This window comes from Chromobacterium sp. IIBBL 290-4 (assembly GCF_024207115.1).
In the GTDB taxonomy this organism is placed as follows: Bacteria; Pseudomonadota; Gammaproteobacteria; order Burkholderiales; family Chromobacteriaceae; genus Chromobacterium.
Genome location: NZ_CP100128.1, coordinates 3,318,414 through 3,334,196, shown reverse-complemented (window position 1 = coordinate 3,334,196; position 15,783 = coordinate 3,318,414). Strand labels below are relative to the sequence as shown.

The following is a 15,783-nucleotide window of genomic DNA, read 5'->3' as shown; positions in this document are numbered from 1 at the left end:
TCTTAACGATGCTGACAAAGTCTCATTCGCCTTGCAACAGCGTTGCGACACGCTGGCAACACTTCATCGCAAGCGCCGGCTCTCACGCTACATATTTGCCCATATCAGCTTAGGCTACAAGAATACTGTTAGCGCTTCGTTTACCAGGTGTTAATAAAAAAGCGGGAGGCTAGCCTCCCGCTTTTTGATGGCAAAGCGCGGCCGCGCCGCGACAATATCAATCAATAAGTCATTTCATCGTGGCGCGTGTCCACCCTCTGCCCAGCTCCCAGCGACATCATCAGCAAAGCCACCCGCTCATGCACGATGACCGTATGAGTATTGCCGGAAAACTGCATATAACGGCGCAAATCCTCTCTGACCTTCCGCGAGCCCGTCACATCGATGATGATGTCGACCCGTTCGCCCTGCTCGGCTATCTCTATAAAGTTAGCCGTGACCGCCACGCCCTTTTCTTGAGCCAACCGCACCCCAGGCAACTGCAAGTCCAAATCCGCCACACCAACCACTTCGACAAATGGAGCATCCAACAATTGCTTCAACAACGGCGTTCCAGTTTCGCCCACGCCCACCATACCGACCCTGAATTTTTCCATGATCGCCATCCAATATGCCCATTAAATACGGAAGGTTACTGTAGAGCATTGGCGCTAATCCGAACTTGAGGCAAGTCAAGCGCATCGCGCATGCGACAAAAAAGCCCGGCGCAAGCCGGGCTTTTCTTGGAACGCAGAGGAAACTCAATGTAGATTCTGCTGGGACAGGAACCGCAGGTAACCCAAGCCCTCCAGCCAGAAGCCGCCATCGGCCAAAGGCGTGGCGTCGGTCAGATCCGCCATCGTCAACACCAGCTCCTGGCCATCCAGCCTGGCCTCCAACACCACGTCGTCGTCGTCGGAAAATTCTTCAGAGACCGAGTGGAAGTCAGGCTTGACGAACTGATTGTTCACCTGGATGTAGTCCGACTCATTCAGCAAACGCAGGATGTTCATAATGGTCTCCTCTTGCTACGGTGGGGAACACTCAGCCTTCTCGACAGTGGCAAATCACAAGCCCCGCAAACAATGGCGATACTGTCAAACCGCCGCCTCACCGAAAACCTGCATTTCACAGCCAACCACGCTCGGCGAACGATTTCGTCTGTCCGCCGGTCACGACAAAATGGTCAAGTAACCTGATATCGACCAAATCCAGCGCTCGCTTGAGCATATCCGTCAACACCCTGTCGGCCGACGATGGCTCGCAAACGCCCGACGGATGATTATGCGCCACCATCACCGCCGCCGCGTTGCGCTGCAAAGCCCGTCTCACGATTTCCCGCGGGTAGACCCGCGTTTCCGTCAAGGTGCCATGGAATACTTCTTCGACCTCGATCAAACGGTTTTGTGCCGTCAAAAAAATCACAACAAATGTTTCGACATCCCTCCTGCCTATGCTCAAACGCAAATAATCCTTCACCTGCGCCGGACTGGTCAGCAAGTCTCCCAGCCGCATATCCTCGGACAGGGCCCGTTTGGCCAATTCAGCGCAGGCCATCAACTGGGCGTACTTGGCCTCGCCCAAGCCCGGCCGCGTCTTGAACTGCGGCAGCGGCGCGCCCAGCAAGGCGGACAAGGAGCCAAACTCCTGCAACAGCTGCCGCGACAAATCCACCGCGTTAGTCCCTTTGACGCCGGTGCGCAAAAAAATAGCCAGCAACTCGGAATCGTTTAGAGAAGACGCGCCATGGCGCAGCAACTTCTCTCGTGGACGTTCGGATTCTGGCCAATCGGCGATCGACATGCTCATCCTCCTTCTGGCTATAGCATTATTTGGGCCACCCAGCCACCAAGATAGAAACAAGCAATGACAATAACATGCCGCAAAATCCAGCGGCAGGAACCACCGGACAGGTCAAATCCGCTAAAATGGCCAGTTTACGGCTGCAGCGCAAAGAACGATCCATGACTGCCAAACGCATTCTTCTCGGCATCAGCGGCGGCATCGCCGCTTACAAATCCGCCGAACTGACCCGCCAGCTGATCAAGGCGGGCCATCAGGTGGAAGTAGTGATGACCGAGGCCGCCACCCGTTTCATCGCCCCCGCCACTTTCCAGGCGCTGTCGGGACATACGGTCTACACCGATTTGTGGGATCCCAGACCCAGCAATGCGATGGCGCATATCGAGCTGTCGCGCCGCGCCGATGTCTTTCTGATCGCGCCGGCCACCGCCAACCTGCTGTTCAAGCTGGCGCATGGCGCATGCGACGATCTGCTGTCGACAATGGCCGCCGCGCGGACCTGCCCGCTGATCGTCGCGCCGGCGATGAATCTGCAGATGTGGCAGAATCCGCCCAATCAGCGCAACATCGCCCAACTGCAGGCCGACGGCGTCGCCGTATTCGGTCCGGGCAATGGCTTCCAGGCCTGCGGCGAAACCGGCGACGGCCGTATGTCCGAGCCGCATGAAATCGTCGAGATGCTGCAAGGCTTCTTCGCCGACAAGCTGCTGGCAGGCAAAAAGGTGCTGCTGACCGCGGGACCGACTTACGAAGCCATAGACACCGTGCGCGGCATCACCAATATCAGTTCGGGCAAGATGGGTTATGCCCTGGCGCGCGCCTGCCGCGACGCCGGCGCCGAAGTGACGCTGGTTTCCGGCCCCACCGGCATGGATGCGCCGCTGAACGTGCGCCGCATCGATGTTCAGAGCGCCCAGCAAATGCAACAAGCCGTGCTGACCGAGGTGGGCCGCAGCGATATTTTCATTTCGGTCGCCGCTGTCGCCGACTACCGGGTGAAAAACCGCAGCGAGCACAAAATCAAGAAAGGCGCGTCGCTTCCGACCATCGAACTGGAAGAAAACCCGGACATTCTGGCAACGGTAGCGTCGCTGCCCGCCGCGCCTTTCTGCGTCGGCTTCGCGGCGGAAAGCCAGAACCTGCTGGAATTCGCCGAAGCCAAGCGCAAGCGCAAGAAGCTGCCGCTGCTGGTGGCCAACCTCGCCCAGCACGCGATGGGTGCCGATGATAACCAAGTGGTGCTGCTGGACGATGCCGGCCAGCACCCCCTTCCCGCCCTGCCCAAAACCGAAGTGGCGACCGCCATTGTCCGCCACTTGGCCGCGCTGCTGGCCAAGCGCTGAAGAATCCACCATCCGGCGGCCCCGAGGCCGCCACCGCATCACAAGGAAACACCATGCAAACCGTTATCGACGTTAAAATCCTGGACGCGCGCCTGCGCGAAAACCTGCCCACCTACGCCACCGCCGGCTCCGCCGGCCTGGACCTGCGCGCCGCCACCGAGGCCGCGATGACCATCCAGCCGGGCGAAACCAAGCTGATTCCCACCGGCATCGCCATCCATCTGGACAATCCCAATCTCGCCGCCATGCTGCTGCCGCGCTCCGGCCTGGGCCACAAGCACGGCATCGTGCTGGGCAATCTGGTCGGCTTGATCGACTCCGACTATCAGGGCCAAGTCTTTGTCTCGGTATGGAACCGCGGCCAGGAGCCCTTCCTGCTGGAACCGATGGAGCGCATCGCCCAAATGGTGATCGTCCCCGTGGTGCAGGCCGACTTCAACATCGTCGACGATTTCGACAGCTCAGAGCGCGGCGCCGGCGGCTTCGGCAGCACCGGCCGCGGCTAAGCGCGGCGGCAAGCTTCAGCGCCGCCTCGCGCTTGCTTGCCTATAATCCGGAAGAAGCGGCACCGGCTGCCCCATCGCGCAGCCGTGCCTCAGGAGCACGCTCATCATGCAGACACCGCTTCCGGAACAAAACGAAAGCAAACTGATCCTCGACAATCTGGTCGAACTGACCTCGCAGCGCGAGCAGGAAATGCTGGAATCCAGCCTGCTCTCCACGCTGGTGGAGGTGATGCATGTAGACAAGGTGGAGCTGTTCGCCTGCCGCTGGGTCAACAGCGCCCCCTATATCCGCCGCCGTCTGGAGGCGATCTCCAGCGCCGGCAAGCCCATCATCACCGAAACCACCACCGACGGCTGGCTGCCGCCGCCCATCTTCTTGTACGACCTGCTGAACATGCTGGACCGCGACGACGGCATCCACCGCATTCCCACCGGCATGTGCATGCCCATGCGCTGCATGGGCAGCATCATCTCGCTGGTGGTGATCCACACCTCCAGCGAAACCAAGATCAATCGCGCCATGCTCAAAGCCATGGCGCGGATACATGAGAACTTTCTTCGCCTCTTGTTCGAGGCCGACCGAGACATGCTCACCGCGCTGCATAACCGGCGCAAATTCGATCTGCGCTTCTACAATCTGATGTCTTCGCTGCAGAGGCCGCAAACCACGCAGCACCCCCACATTCTCGCCTTGCTGGACGTCGACTTGTTCAAGCGGGTCAACGACCAGTTCGGCCATATGGTGGGCGACGAAGTCCTGCTGATCATGGCGCAATTGATGCAGCAGAGTTTTCGCGAAGACGATGGCCTGTTCCGCTACGGCGGCGAAGAGTTCGCGCTGCTGCTGCAGGCCTCGGACATTCTCCAGGCCGAGCTGGCCCTGGAACGATTCCGCCACAGCGTGGAACGCCATCCCTTCCCGCAGGTGCGCGAGCTCACCATCAGCATAGGCTACACCCAGGTCAACCCGGCGCTGCTGCCGGGGCAACTGATAGAGCAGGCTGACCGCGCGCTGTATTACGCCAAGGCCCATGGGCGCAATCAAGTCCAGTGCTTTGAGAAGCTGGTCGCCATGGGCGAATTGGAGTCGATACGGATGGATGGGCAAGTAGACTATTTCTGACGACAGCCCGGCCTTCAGCCGCAGGCCAGCCATGCTCCAAAAAAAGCCGCGAGATGAATCTCGCGGCTTTTCATTTTCATTCCGGCCGAAACCGGAACGCATAGGCTTAGGCCAACAGGTGGTTGTTCAGCTCGCGCATGCCGGCGGACAGCATGGCCAGATCCAGCGCGCTGAACGACTGCAGCTCGGCGAACATCTGGCCGCAGATTTCCACCGCGCCCTGGCGATTGCCCAGCCACTGCGCGGCGAAGTCCGCGGCGGCCGCGCCATCCAGCGCCTGACGGGCCAGATTGCGATGCACGCTGTACAGGTCGTCGCGCAGCGCGGAACGAGCCAGCGATTGCCAACGGTTGTCGCGCGGCAGGCTGGTGATGGCGTCGCGCAGCCAATCCAGTTGCAGCGAACGGCCCAACTGGAAGTAGTTGGCGGCCACTTGGTCCAGCGCCAGCTTGCTGTCGCCTGCGATCTCGATGATGTCCATCAGCGGCACCGCGTACTCCAGGCGCGCCAGCACCTGTTGCAGCGGCTTAGGCAGATTGGCGTGAGCGATGCGGGCTTCCTGGGCGGCCACAGCCGGATAATCGGCGGCGGTGATCAGCTTGGGCAGCGCGGACAGCAGGCTCTGCACCTGAGCGGCGTACTGTTCGATCACGGCGTTGACCGAGGCGAACGGACGCTTGTTGCGCAGCACCCAGCGGGTCACGCGCTCCACCAGTGTGCGCACCAGCACCATCAGCTGCATCTGCAGGTCGGCCGGCACCTTGTTGTCCAAGGCTTCGATCTGGCCCCACAGGCTTTCCGCGTCGAATACGCGGTTGGCGATCCACCAGGCGCGGGCGATGTCGGCCGCGGAGAACGGCGACTCTTCCTGCAGGCGGAACACGAAGGTGGTGCCCATGCGGTTGATGATCTGGTTGGCCAGCTGGTTGGAGATGATCTCGCGCTTCAGCTGATGCTGTTCCATCTGCTTGCCGAAACGCTGTTGCAGCGGTTTCGGGAAGTAGTTGACCAGCACCGGCAGGAAGTCGCGGTCGTCCGGCAGATCGGTGGCCAGAATGGCCTGGTCCAGCGAAATCTTGCTGTACGCCAGCAGCACAGCCACTTCCGGCACGGTCAGGCCTTGGCGGGCCAGACGACGCTCGTTGATCTGCGTTTCCGACGGCAGGTACTCGATCTCGCGGTTCAGCTCGCCGGTCTTTTCCATGTGCGAAATCATCCGCGCATGGGTGGACAGCATGGACGCCGCTTCCAGACGCTTGATCGCCAGCACCTGGGTCTGCAGCACGTTGTTGCGCAGCACCAGATGGCCGACTTCCTCGGTCATCTCGGCCAGCAGCTCATTGCGCTGCTTCAGCGTCATGTCGCCGGACTGCATCACCGCGCCCAGCAAGATCTTGATATTGACCTCGTGGTCGGAGCAATCCACGCCGGCGGAGTTGTCGATGGCGTCGGTGGCGATGCGGCCGCCGGCCAGCGCGAACTCGACGCGACCCAGTTGGGTGCAAGTCAGGTTGCCGCCTTCGGCGACCACGCGGGCTTGCAGCTGGTTGCCGTTGACGCGCACCGGATCGCAAGCGCGGTCGCGGGCGTCGGCGTGGCTCTGCGTCGACGCCTTGATGTAGGTGCCGATGCCGCCGTTGTACAGCAGGTCGATCTTGGCCTTGAGGATCTCATGGATCAGCTCGTTCGGCGCCATGTGGTCCTTGTCGGTTTCCAGCCACGCCTTCACTTCCGGCGACAGCGGGATGGACTTGGCCGAGCGTTCGAAGATGCCGCCGCCCTTGGAGATCAGCTCGCGGTTGTAATCGGCCCAGCTGGAGCGCGGCAGATTGAACAGGCGCGCGCGCTCGGCGAAGCTCTTCTTCGCGTCCGGGGTCGGATCGAGGAAGATGTGCAGGTGGTTGAACGCCGCCTTCAGGCAGATGTGCTCGGACAACAGCATGCCGTTGCCGAACACGTCGCCGGCCATGTCGCCGATGCCGATCACGCTGAAATCCTGCTCCTGGGTGTTGACGCCCAGGTGGCGGAAGTGGCGCTTCACCGACTCCCAAGCGCCGCGGGCGGTGATGCCCATGCCCTTGTGGTCGTAGCCGGCGGAGCCGCCGGAGGCGAAGGCGTCGCCCAGCCAGAAGCCGTAAGACTCGGAAATGCCGTTGGCGATGTCGGAGAACGTCGCCGTGCCCTTGTCGGCCGCCACCACCAGGTACGGATCGTCCGGATCCAGGCGGCGCACGTCCTTAGGCGGAATGATCTGGCCGGTCACCAGGTTGTCGGTGACATCCAGCAAGGCCGAGATGAAGATCTTGTAGCAAGCGATGCCCTCGGCCAGGAAGGCTTCGCGGTCGGACGGCGCCGGCAGTTGCTTGCCGACGAAACCGCCCTTCGAACCCATAGGCACGATCACCGAGTTCTTCACCATCTGCGCCTTCACCAGGCCCAGCACTTCGGTGCGGAAGTCTTCCATGCGGTCGGACCAGCGCAGGCCGCCGCGCGCCACCTTGGAGCCGCGCAGGTGCACGCCTTCGACGCGCGGGCTGTAGACCCAGATTTCGAACATCGGGCGCGGTTGCGGCAGGAAGGGGATCTGGTTCGATTCCAGCTTGAACGAGATGTAGGACTTGAACTCGCCGTCGGCGCCCTTCTGCCAGAAGTTGGTGCGGCGGGTGGCCAGGATCACGTCCAGGAAGCCGTTCAGGATGCGGTCTTCGTCCAGATTGGCCACGCCGTCCAGCATGCCGCGCACGGCGGCCAGCAGCAGTTCGGCCTTCTCGTCTTCGAAGTTCACCGGATCCAGGCGAGCGTAGAACAGCTCGACCAGGCTGCGGGTGATGGCCGGATAGTTGGCCACGCACTGCTCGATGTAGGCTTGGCTGAAAGTCAGGCCGCCTTGGCGCAGGTACTTGGCCAAGGCGCGCACCAGCGAAATTTCGCGCCAATCCAGGGCCGCAACCAGCGCCAGGCGGTTGAAGCCGTCGTTTTCGCAGCGCTTGGCGAAGACTTGGGCCAGCAGTTCCTGGAAGTCGCGCTGAACCTGGTCCTGGGCCATCTGTTCGCCGAAATTGCCGACGTCGAGGCCGAAGTCGCTGATCCACACTTGCGAGCCATCCGCGCGCTTGACGCAGTACGGATGCTCATCGCGCACCTTGACGCCCATGTTTTCCAGGATAGGCAGGCTGGCGGACAGGCCCAGCGGCTCGTTTTCGCGGAACAGCTTGAGGTTGAACGAAGCGCCGCCGCGATGGAAGGGGCGGTACAGCTTCATCGCCAGCGGCTGGCTGGCGTCGATCGCCTCCAGGTGCTGCACGTCCAGCACCGCGTTGCGCACGGCGAATTCTTCGCGGTAAGCCACCGGGAAGCCGCCCTTGTAGCGGTTGAACAGGCCGTTGCCCTGCTCCTCGCCATGAGCCTCGATCAGTTGCTGATGCAGCTCTTCGCTCCAGCCGCGCACCAGGCGCGCGATTTCCGCCTCGATATCCGCGGCGTGGAACTCAGGCAGCTTGGCCGATGCGGTGCGGATGATGTAATGGACGCGGGCCAGGGTGCCGTCGCCGATCTGCACGCTGAACTCGGCGCTGCTGCCATTGAAGGCGTTCATCAGCACTTTTTCGATCTTCAGCCGCACTTCCGTGCTGAAGCTGTCTCGCGGCACGTAAACCAGGCTGCTGACATAGCGGTGATAACGGTCGGCGCGCACGAACAGGCGCACGCGCGGGCGCTCTTGCAGGCTGACGATGCCTTCGGCGATCGGACCCAGCACTTCGGCCGGGATTTCGAACAGCTCGTCGCGCGGGTAGCTTTCCAGCACGAAGCCCAAGGTTTTGGCCTTGTAGCTGTCATCGACGAAATCGCAGCCGGACACCACCGACGCCACTTTCTGGCGCAGGATGGGCACGTCTTTCGGCGAAGTCTGGTAAGCGCTGGCGGTGTAAAGGCCGAGGAAGCGGCGCTCGCCCATCACCTCGCCCTTGTCGTTGAAGCGCTTGATGCCGACGAAGTCGACATAGGCCGGACGATGGATGATGGAGCGGGTTTGCGACTTGTTCAGGATGATCAGCTGCGGCAGGTGGGCCAATTCGCGCAGTTCTTGCGGCAATTGTTCGAAGCTGGCGGAGTACTCCTTGTCGCCCTGGTCCTGCAGAATGCCCAGGCCGGAGCCCTTGACGATTTTCAGGCTGTCCTTGCCGTCGCGCTTGACCAGGTCGTAGTCGCAATAGCCCATGAACAGGAAGTTGCGGCTCGCCATCCACTCCAGGAAGGCTACCGCCTCCTTGGCTTCTACGGCGCGATCGCCCTTCAGCTTGGCCAGATCCTTGCCGATGCCGGCCAGCACATCGCGCATTTTGGGCTCATCGCGCACCACCAGGCGGATGTCCGCCAGCACGCGCTTGAGCTCGGCGTCCAGCTCGGCCAGCAGCTCGGCGTCGCTGATGCGGTCGATCTGCACATGGATGAACGATTCCAGCGGCAGGCTGCGGTCTTCGGTGCGCTTCACCTCGAGCAGCGCGCCGCTCTTGTCGCGAGCGACCGCCAGCACCGGGTGGACCAGCAGATGCAGGTTCAGATTGTAGCGCGACAGCAGCATGGAGATCGAGTCGATGAGGAACGGCATGTCGTCGTTCACCACTTCGATCACGGTGTGGGTGCTTTGCCAGCCGTCGCGTTCGAAATCGGGGTTGTAGATGCGGCACTTGACCTGTCCGGCAGAGCGTTTGCCGGCAAACTCGTAGTGCGCCATGGCTGCGCCGAACAGATCGAGCGAGGAGAACTGCCGCAAATCGGCGTGTTCGGTCTCTTCGAAATAGATCGGGAAGAAGGCGGCGAGTTGTTGGGTCTCCTTGGAAGAAAGCTTGCTCTCGGCTACAGCCTGGATATCTGCGATCAGGCTGGCCAGTTCAGTCTTATTGGTAAGCGACATTTAGCTTCTCTTGTTGTGAGCAGGGAGGTTGTCGGGGGCATTGTAGATAGCGCCATCCCAGCGGGATTTCCTTAATGCGACATGGAGTTACACAAATCGCCCACCCTACCCCTCCAGGTCTGCAAGCCAGAGGCATAAGGCTTGGGAGAATCCCGCCGATACCTTACAGCAAAGCGACGATCAATTACACAAAAAACGCTACGCCCCACCCATCAAAGTCGTCGCAATCATGTCGTAACATAATGATTTTTATGATATTTCCATTTTCATGAAAAAGTAAGGTAGAATGTGCGCACTTGCTTATGGGGATTGACCAATCCCCTCGCTTGTTGTTGTGCATTGCGGCATTGCCAAATCAAGCCGCTATCCAAGATGGCCCGGATCGGAACAATAACGTCGCCTCCGGTGCGGGGTTTACAAGCAGGCCGCAAAACACTCGGCCAAGAAGAAGAGAAGTAGAAGCAACATCATGAAAAAAGCACTGTTTGCAAGCGCCGGCCTCGCCTTGATCGCCTCCCTGTCCGCCCAAGCGGAAACCCTCCGCTTCGGCATCGACCTCAACTACCCGCCTTTCTCCAAGCAAGGCGCCGACGGCAAGCCGCAAGGCTTCGACATCGATATGGCCAACGCGATTTGCGCCTCGATGAAAGTGACCTGCCAGATCGTGCCGCAAGACTGGGATGGCCTGATTCCGGCGCTGAACGCCAACAAGTTCGACGCCATCATCTCGTCGATGCAAATCACCGCGGAGCGCCAGAAGGCGGTGGATTTCACCCACAAGTACTACAACATCGCCAGCCGCCTGGTGGCCAAGGACGGCGCCAAGGTTGACGCCGCCAGCTTCAAGGGCAAAAAGATCGGCGTGCTGCGCGCCTCCACCCAGGAAAAGTTCGCCAAAGACTTCTGGGGCAAGAACGGCGCCACCATCGTGCCGTACGCCAAGTCTCCCGAGTCCTTCCTGGATCTGAAGTCCGGCCGCGTGGATGCCGTGTTCGTCGACGGCGCGGTGGGTGAAGGCGAATTCCTGAAGACCGCCCAGGGCAAGGGCTACGCCTTTGTCGGCCCGAACTACTCCGACGTGAAATACTTCGGCCTGGGCGCCGGCATCGCCGTCAAGAAGGGCAACAAAGCGCTGGTTGACCGCCTGAACAAGGCCATCGACCAAGTCCGCAAGGATGGCGCTTACAAGAAAGTGCAAGACAAATACTTCAGCTTCGATGTCTACGGCGGCTAAGCCCTAGCGCATCTCAGGCAGGCGCGCCCGGCGCGTCTGCGTCCGCAATCCCCTCTTCCGAGATTGCTACATGTTTCTGCAAGGTTACCTTCCCAGCATATTCGAAGGCCTGGCGCTGACGCTCAAGCTGGCCGGCTCCGCCCTGGCTGTCTCCGTCGCCCTCGGCCTTGTCGGCGCGTTGCTCAAATCCACCCAGTCGCGCGCGCTGACGCTGCTGGCCGAATTCTATTCCACCGTGGTGCGCGGCATTCCCGACCTGGTGTGGATGTTTTTGCTGTTTTTCGGCGCGCAGATGCTGCTGAACGACATCTGCGGCTATTTCGGCTGGCAAGCGCCGGACATCGATCCTTTCGTCGCCGGCGTTTCCACCCTGGGCTTCATCTTCGGCGCCTATATGACCGAAACCTTCCGCGGCGCGATGATGGCCGTGCACAAGGGCCAAATGGAAGCAGGCCTGGCCTACGGCATGTCGCCGCTGCGCGTGTTCTTCCGCATCCAGCTGCCGCAGATGGTGCGCTACGCCCTGCCCAGCTTCTCCAACAACTGGCTGGTGCTGGTGAAGTCCACCGCCCTGGTGTCGGTGATCGGCCTCAATGATGTGATGTACCGCGCCGACGCCGCCAAGTCGGCCACCCAGCAGCCCTTCGACGTCTACATCATCGTCGGCGCGCTGTTTCTTTGCATAACCGGCGTGTCCAATCTGCTCTTGCACTGGACCGAAAAACGCTACTCGATGGGCGCCAAGGAGAGCGGACTGTGATCGATCCCCAACTGATTATCGAGCGTCTGCCGGAGTTTTTCGGCGCCCATGACGGCGGCCCCATGCTGTCCAGCGCCGACGGCCTGATACTGACCCTGGAGCTATTGGGCCTGTCCTTGCTGCTGGGCTTGCTGCTGGCCATTCCGCTAGCCGTGGCGCGCACCGCCAAGCAACGGCCGCTGGCGGGCGCGGTCTGGCTGTTCGGCTACCTGTTCCGCGGCACGCCGCTGCTGGTGCAGCTGTTCATCATCTATTACGGCCTGGCGCAGTTCGACTGGGTGCGCGATAGCTGGGCTTGGGCATATCTGCAAAACGCCTACGTCTGCGCCATCCTCGCCTTCACGCTGAATACCGCCGCCTACACCACGGAAATCATCGCCGGCCAGATCCGCAATACCCATTGGGGCGAGATCGAAGCCGCCCGCGCCATGGGCATGGGCCATTGGCTGATGCTGCGCCGCATCGTGCTGCCCTCCGCACTGCGCCGCGCGCTGCCGGCCTACAGCAACGAGGTGATCATGATGCTGCAAAGCACCGCCATCGCCGGCCTGGTGACGCTAGCCGACCTGACCGGCGTGGCGCGCCGCATCTACAGCGAAAGCTATCAGCCCTTCGAGCCCTTCCTGACCGCCGCCGCCATCTACCTGGCGCTGACTTTCGGACTGGTCTGGCTGATGAAACGGGCGGAACGCCGCTATCTGGCCTTCCTGGCGCCGCGCAAAGCGTAAATACAGCGCAACAATTGCACTGCCCGAACATCGAAATTAATCGTACAATGCTGGGCAAGACACACCGCCATGCCGGGCGCTCCGGCATGGCGGTATTTTTGCAACCGCTACCGACATACCAGACATGGGTCATCCGCCCCAAACCGCCAAGGCTCAACGCTTCGGATTCCTGCTCCTGCCCCATGCCTCGATGGCCGACTTCGCCAGCGCCTCCGAGGTATTGACGCACGCCAATCTGCTTGCCGAAAAAAAACTGTACGAAACCCTGCTGCTGTCGCTGGACGGCGCGCCGGTGCAACTATCCAACGGCATCAAGCTGGCCGTGGATCTGCCGCTGTCCTACGCGCCCAAGCTGGACTACCTGCTGATTCTGGCGGATGAAATCGGCAATGAAGCCGGATTGGACGAGCTGAGCAAAAACATCGCCGCCCTCAATATCGACAAAATGATTCTGGTCGGCATAGGCTGCGGCAGCTACTGGCTGGCGAAATCCGGCTTGCTGGCCGGCCATCGCGCCACCATACATTGGCGCGAAATCGCCCGGCTGACGGAAGAGTTTCCCGAAGTGATCGTCACCTCCAATCTGTATGAAAGCGAAGGACGGCATTTGAGCTGCGCCGGCGGCGCGGCCACCTTCGACTTCATGCTGGACCTGGTCGGCAAGTCGCAAGGCCATGAATTCGTCGCCCAGCTGTCCGAGCTGTTCAGCATGGAGCGGATACGGCCCGGCAGCGAACGGCAGCGCGTGCCGCTGGCCACCCGCATCGGCGGCAGCCAGCCCAAGCTGACCGAAGCCGTCAGCCTGATGGAGGCGAACATCGAAGAACCGCTCTCCACCGACGACATCGCGTATTACGTCGGCGTCTCCCGACGCCAGCTGGAGCGGCTGTTCAAGCAATACTTGAGCACGGTGCCATCCAAGTACTACCTGGAACTGCGCCTGAACCGCGCGCGCCAACTGCTGCAGCAAACCAGCAAATCCATCGTGCAGATCGGCCTGGCCTGCGGCTTTTCAAGCGGCCCGCACTTTTCCAGCACCTATCGCAACCACTTCAACATCACGCCCAGGGAAGAGCGCTCGCAACGGGCTCTGCCCAGCTCGGTCACCCGCGCTTAACCCAGCTGCCGCTCCGCCTGCAGGGCGAGCGGCAGTTCTATGCGGAAGCAAGCGCCGCTGGCCGGGATGTTTTCAGCGGAAATCAAACCGCCGTATTGCTCGACGATGGTTTGGCAGATGGATAGCCCCAAGCCCATGCCATGCTGCTTGGTCGAGAAAAAGGGATGGAACAACACCTCAAGCAGATCCGGCGTAATGCCCCTGCCGGTATCCCTCACCTCCAGGATGCCCTTCTTGCCTTCGCGGCGGGTATGCACGATCACATGGCGCTTCATCGCCGGCTCGTCTCTCAAGGCATCCATGGCATTGGACAGCAGATTCAATACCACCTGCTCCAGCTGAATGCTGTCCGCCATCACCGGGATGGAATACCCTGAAAGCAGCTGCACCACCTCGATGCCCCGCTCTTTCAGATCGTATTCGACCAGAAACATGCAGTTGCCGACAACCTGATTGATATCGATGAGCCTCGTCTCAATCGAACGCTTGCTGACCAGCGCCCGCAGGCGCTTGATGATTTCACCAGCCCGCCCCGCCTGGGCAACAGCCAATTTCAGAGCGGAGTTCACCTGTGGCGGCACATCCTCCACGCCATCCAGTAATTGAATGGCCGCCTGGCAGTAATTGGAAATCGCCGTCAGCGGCTGATTCAACTCATGCGCGATGCCCGAAGCCATCTCTCCCATGGTATGCAGGCGCGCGACATGGGATAGCTTCTCTAGGTGCTCCTTGACGCGGCTCTCGCTCGCCTCCAGCGCCGCCGCCGTTCTGAGCCGCAGCGGCCCCATATCGCGCAAGGCGCAGACCACGCCTATCAACACGCCGTCGCGCGACATCAAAGGCGCCACGCCCCCTTCGACGAAATGCACCTTGCCGCGGGCGGTGGTCAATTGCATGCGCTCGGCCAGCTCCACCGATTGTCCGGTACGAAAACACTCGCTGATAGGATCTTCTGAAAACTCCGAGGCCAGCTCGCCCATCAAACGGAACACTTCATGGCAAGGCTGGCCCAGCACCTCTTCCACCGGCATATCCACCAGCTGCAAGGCCATGGGATTCGCCATCTCTATCGACCGGTCCTGACGAAGAATGACTACGCCATCATGAATCGCGCTCAGCGTTACCGAAGCCCGCTCGCTCTGCAAAAACAGCTCTTCGCCAGCCTGCGAACGTTCGCGACGCAAGGCAATCCGCTGGAAATAGATCAAGCCCGCCGCCCCGACCAGCAAGGCGACAAACAACTCGCGCAGCATCAGCGAAAGCAAGCCCAGATCGTTCAGCCTGACGTCTCGGGACACCCCCAGCACAAAAGGCTGCGCTTCGCTGTTCAAAGGCAGCCGCAACTCCAGGCGAGTGATCAAAGGCCACCAGTCATGGTCCCCCAAATGATGCTCTCGCTCATGCAGCACTTCCCTTACCTGCCCGCCTTCTCCTCGTGGATACAAAGAAAGGTCCAGATTCGCCGGTAAACCTTGATCGGACGGCAGCTGCAGTAAACGGTCGCACATGACCACCAAAGCGACCACGCCCTCAAACCCCGCAGGCCTCCCTGCGTGCTTCTTTCCTGGCAACGCATCGCGCCTCAGCGACTGCATCAGCAAATAGGCCTTGCCACCGCCTTCATATAATTCGAAAGGACGCGAGCTGACTCTCTCCCCTGTCGCCAGGGTACGCTTCAGATCTTGCGTAAAGAAAGCATCACCCAGCATGTCGTAACCGAAAATGGGATTGGAGGCCGGGAGATCCGGCTCAATCATGGAGACAACCAAAGCTTGGGAACGGGGGGGCGCCGGCAGCCAACTTCGCCGACCTTTGATGTCGAAATCGCGGATATAGAAGGTTTCGCCAAACCGCGCCTCCATATCTCTCAAGAAGGCATCGCGATTGGCCAGCGTGACGCTGCGGAGAAATTCGATCGCATACAGCTGCTGGTAACGCGGCAACATATCGCGCGAAAAGGCGCTCAATGCGGATGCATCGAACTGCTCGCGAGACAACAGCAAGGCGTCAATCGCTGACAAGACCGATTCATTCTGGTCCAGACGCCGCGCCACGCCAGCATAGACCTGATGCGCGGCGAGCTCAAAGCCATCGCGCAAACGGCGATACTCGGCCATCCCCCACTGGGTTGCCACCATGACGGTGGCAATCAACCAGATAGCGCCAAAAAGAAGCTTCTCGCCGCCTTTGAATTTGCTCAAGCCGCCACCTTGCAGATGCGTTCGACACTTCCAATCATATGCACGTCACACCCTCTCCGCCGCGCATTTTTGCA

At 60.8% G+C, this 15,783-nt stretch carries 12 protein-coding genes; 7 read left to right on the top strand and 5 right to left on the bottom strand.

The window, feature by feature from the left end; translation table 11 throughout:
* Window positions 1-221: 221 nt before the first annotated feature.
* The 3 genes from NKT35_RS15600 to radC all read right to left on the bottom strand — a co-directional run bounded on the left by NKT35_RS15600 (window position 222) and on the right by radC (window position 1,782).
* Window positions 222-605, bottom strand: coding sequence for a Gfo/Idh/MocA family oxidoreductase (locus NKT35_RS15600; protein ID WP_254294601.1), 384 nt, complete (start codon window positions 603-605; stop codon window positions 222-224).
* 135 nt (window positions 606-740) lie between these two features.
* Window positions 741-992, bottom strand: coding sequence for a hypothetical protein (locus NKT35_RS15595; protein ID WP_254294599.1), 252 nt, complete (start codon window positions 990-992; stop codon window positions 741-743).
* Between the two features lie 115 nt (window positions 993-1,107).
* Window positions 1,108-1,782 (bottom strand): RadC family protein, encoded by a 675-nt coding sequence (radC, locus tag NKT35_RS15590; RefSeq protein ID WP_254294597.1) that lies wholly within the window; start codon window positions 1,780-1,782, stop codon window positions 1,108-1,110.
* Window positions 1,783-1,907: 125 nt separating this feature from the next.
* Here radC and coaBC point away from each other — a divergent pair, with 125 nt between their 5' ends.
* The 3 genes from coaBC to NKT35_RS15575 all read left to right on the top strand — a co-directional run bounded on the left by coaBC (window position 1,908) and on the right by NKT35_RS15575 (window position 4,754).
* A complete protein-coding gene (gene coaBC / locus NKT35_RS15585; RefSeq protein ID WP_505190946.1) occupies window positions 1,908-3,125 on the top strand; it encodes a bifunctional phosphopantothenoylcysteine decarboxylase/phosphopantothenate--cysteine ligase CoaBC in 1,218 nt (405 codons plus the stop codon).
* Window positions 3,126-3,178: 53 nt separating this feature from the next.
* Window positions 3,179-3,631 (top strand): dUTP diphosphatase, encoded by a 453-nt coding sequence (dut, locus tag NKT35_RS15580; protein ID WP_254294593.1) that lies wholly within the window; start codon window positions 3,179-3,181, stop codon window positions 3,629-3,631.
* 106 nt (window positions 3,632-3,737) lie between these two features.
* Window positions 3,738-4,754 carry a GGDEF domain-containing protein gene (locus NKT35_RS15575; RefSeq protein WP_254294591.1) on the top strand — a complete coding sequence of 339 codons (1,017 nt, stop codon included), beginning with the start codon at window positions 3,738-3,740 and terminating at the stop codon, window positions 4,752-4,754.
* 106 nt (window positions 4,755-4,860) lie between these two features.
* Here NKT35_RS15575 and NKT35_RS15570 read toward each other — a convergent pair whose 3' ends face one another.
* Window positions 4,861-9,669: an NAD-glutamate dehydrogenase gene (locus NKT35_RS15570; protein ID WP_254294588.1), complete on the bottom strand. Its 4,809-nt coding sequence runs from the start codon at window positions 9,667-9,669 to the stop codon at window positions 4,861-4,863.
* 469 nt (window positions 9,670-10,138) lie between these two features.
* Between NKT35_RS15570 and aotJ the strand changes: the two genes are divergently transcribed.
* The 4 genes from aotJ to NKT35_RS15550 all read left to right on the top strand — a co-directional run bounded on the left by aotJ (window position 10,139) and on the right by NKT35_RS15550 (window position 13,508).
* Window positions 10,139-10,903 (top strand): L-arginine-binding protein AotJ, encoded by a 765-nt coding sequence (gene aotJ / locus NKT35_RS15565; protein WP_254294581.1) that lies wholly within the window; start codon window positions 10,139-10,141, stop codon window positions 10,901-10,903.
* Between the two features lie 70 nt (window positions 10,904-10,973).
* Window positions 10,974-11,663 carry an ABC transporter permease gene (locus NKT35_RS15560; RefSeq protein WP_254294580.1) on the top strand — a complete coding sequence of 230 codons (690 nt, stop codon included), beginning with the start codon at window positions 10,974-10,976 and terminating at the stop codon, window positions 11,661-11,663.
* Window positions 11,660-12,391 (top strand): ABC transporter permease, encoded by a 732-nt coding sequence (locus NKT35_RS15555; RefSeq protein WP_254294578.1) that lies wholly within the window; start codon window positions 11,660-11,662, stop codon window positions 12,389-12,391. Before NKT35_RS15560 ends, NKT35_RS15555 begins: the two co-directional genes overlap by 4 nt.
* A 124-nt stretch (window positions 12,392-12,515) precedes the next feature.
* Window positions 12,516-13,508 (top strand): GlxA family transcriptional regulator, encoded by a 993-nt coding sequence (locus NKT35_RS15550; RefSeq protein ID WP_254294576.1) that lies wholly within the window; start codon window positions 12,516-12,518, stop codon window positions 13,506-13,508.
* Here NKT35_RS15550 and NKT35_RS15545 read toward each other — a convergent pair.
* Window positions 13,505-15,709, bottom strand: coding sequence for an ATP-binding protein (locus tag NKT35_RS15545; protein WP_254294575.1), 2,205 nt, complete (start codon window positions 15,707-15,709; stop codon window positions 13,505-13,507). The two genes, NKT35_RS15550 and NKT35_RS15545, sit on opposite strands and share 4 nt — an antisense overlap.
* Window positions 15,710-15,783 lie beyond the last annotated feature (74 nt).

Coding starts and splice junctions, on each gene's coding strand:
- NKT35_RS15600 (WP_254294601.1), bottom strand. CDS start 605: ATGGCGATCATGGAAAAATTCAGGGTCGGTATGGTGGGCGTGGGCGAA.
- dut (WP_254294593.1), top strand. CDS start 3,179: ATGCAAACCGTTATCGACGTTAAAATCCTGGACGCGCGCCTGCGCGAA.
- NKT35_RS15575 (WP_254294591.1), top strand. CDS start 3,738: ATGCAGACACCGCTTCCGGAACAAAACGAAAGCAAACTGATCCTCGAC.
- NKT35_RS15560 (WP_254294580.1), top strand. CDS start 10,974: ATGTTTCTGCAAGGTTACCTTCCCAGCATATTCGAAGGCCTGGCGCTG.
- NKT35_RS15570 (WP_254294588.1), bottom strand. CDS start 9,669: ATGTCGCTTACCAATAAGACTGAACTGGCCAGCCTGATCGCAGATATC.
- radC (WP_254294597.1), bottom strand. CDS start 1,782: ATGTCGATCGCCGATTGGCCAGAATCCGAACGTCCACGAGAGAAGTTG.
- NKT35_RS15595 (WP_254294599.1), bottom strand. CDS start 992: ATGAACATCCTGCGTTTGCTGAATGAGTCGGACTACATCCAGGTGAAC.
- NKT35_RS15550 (WP_254294576.1), top strand. CDS start 12,516: ATGGGTCATCCGCCCCAAACCGCCAAGGCTCAACGCTTCGGATTCCTG.
- aotJ (WP_254294581.1), top strand. CDS start 10,139: ATGAAAAAAGCACTGTTTGCAAGCGCCGGCCTCGCCTTGATCGCCTCC.
- coaBC (WP_505190946.1), top strand. CDS start 1,908: ATGGCCAGTTTACGGCTGCAGCGCAAAGAACGATCCATGACTGCCAAA.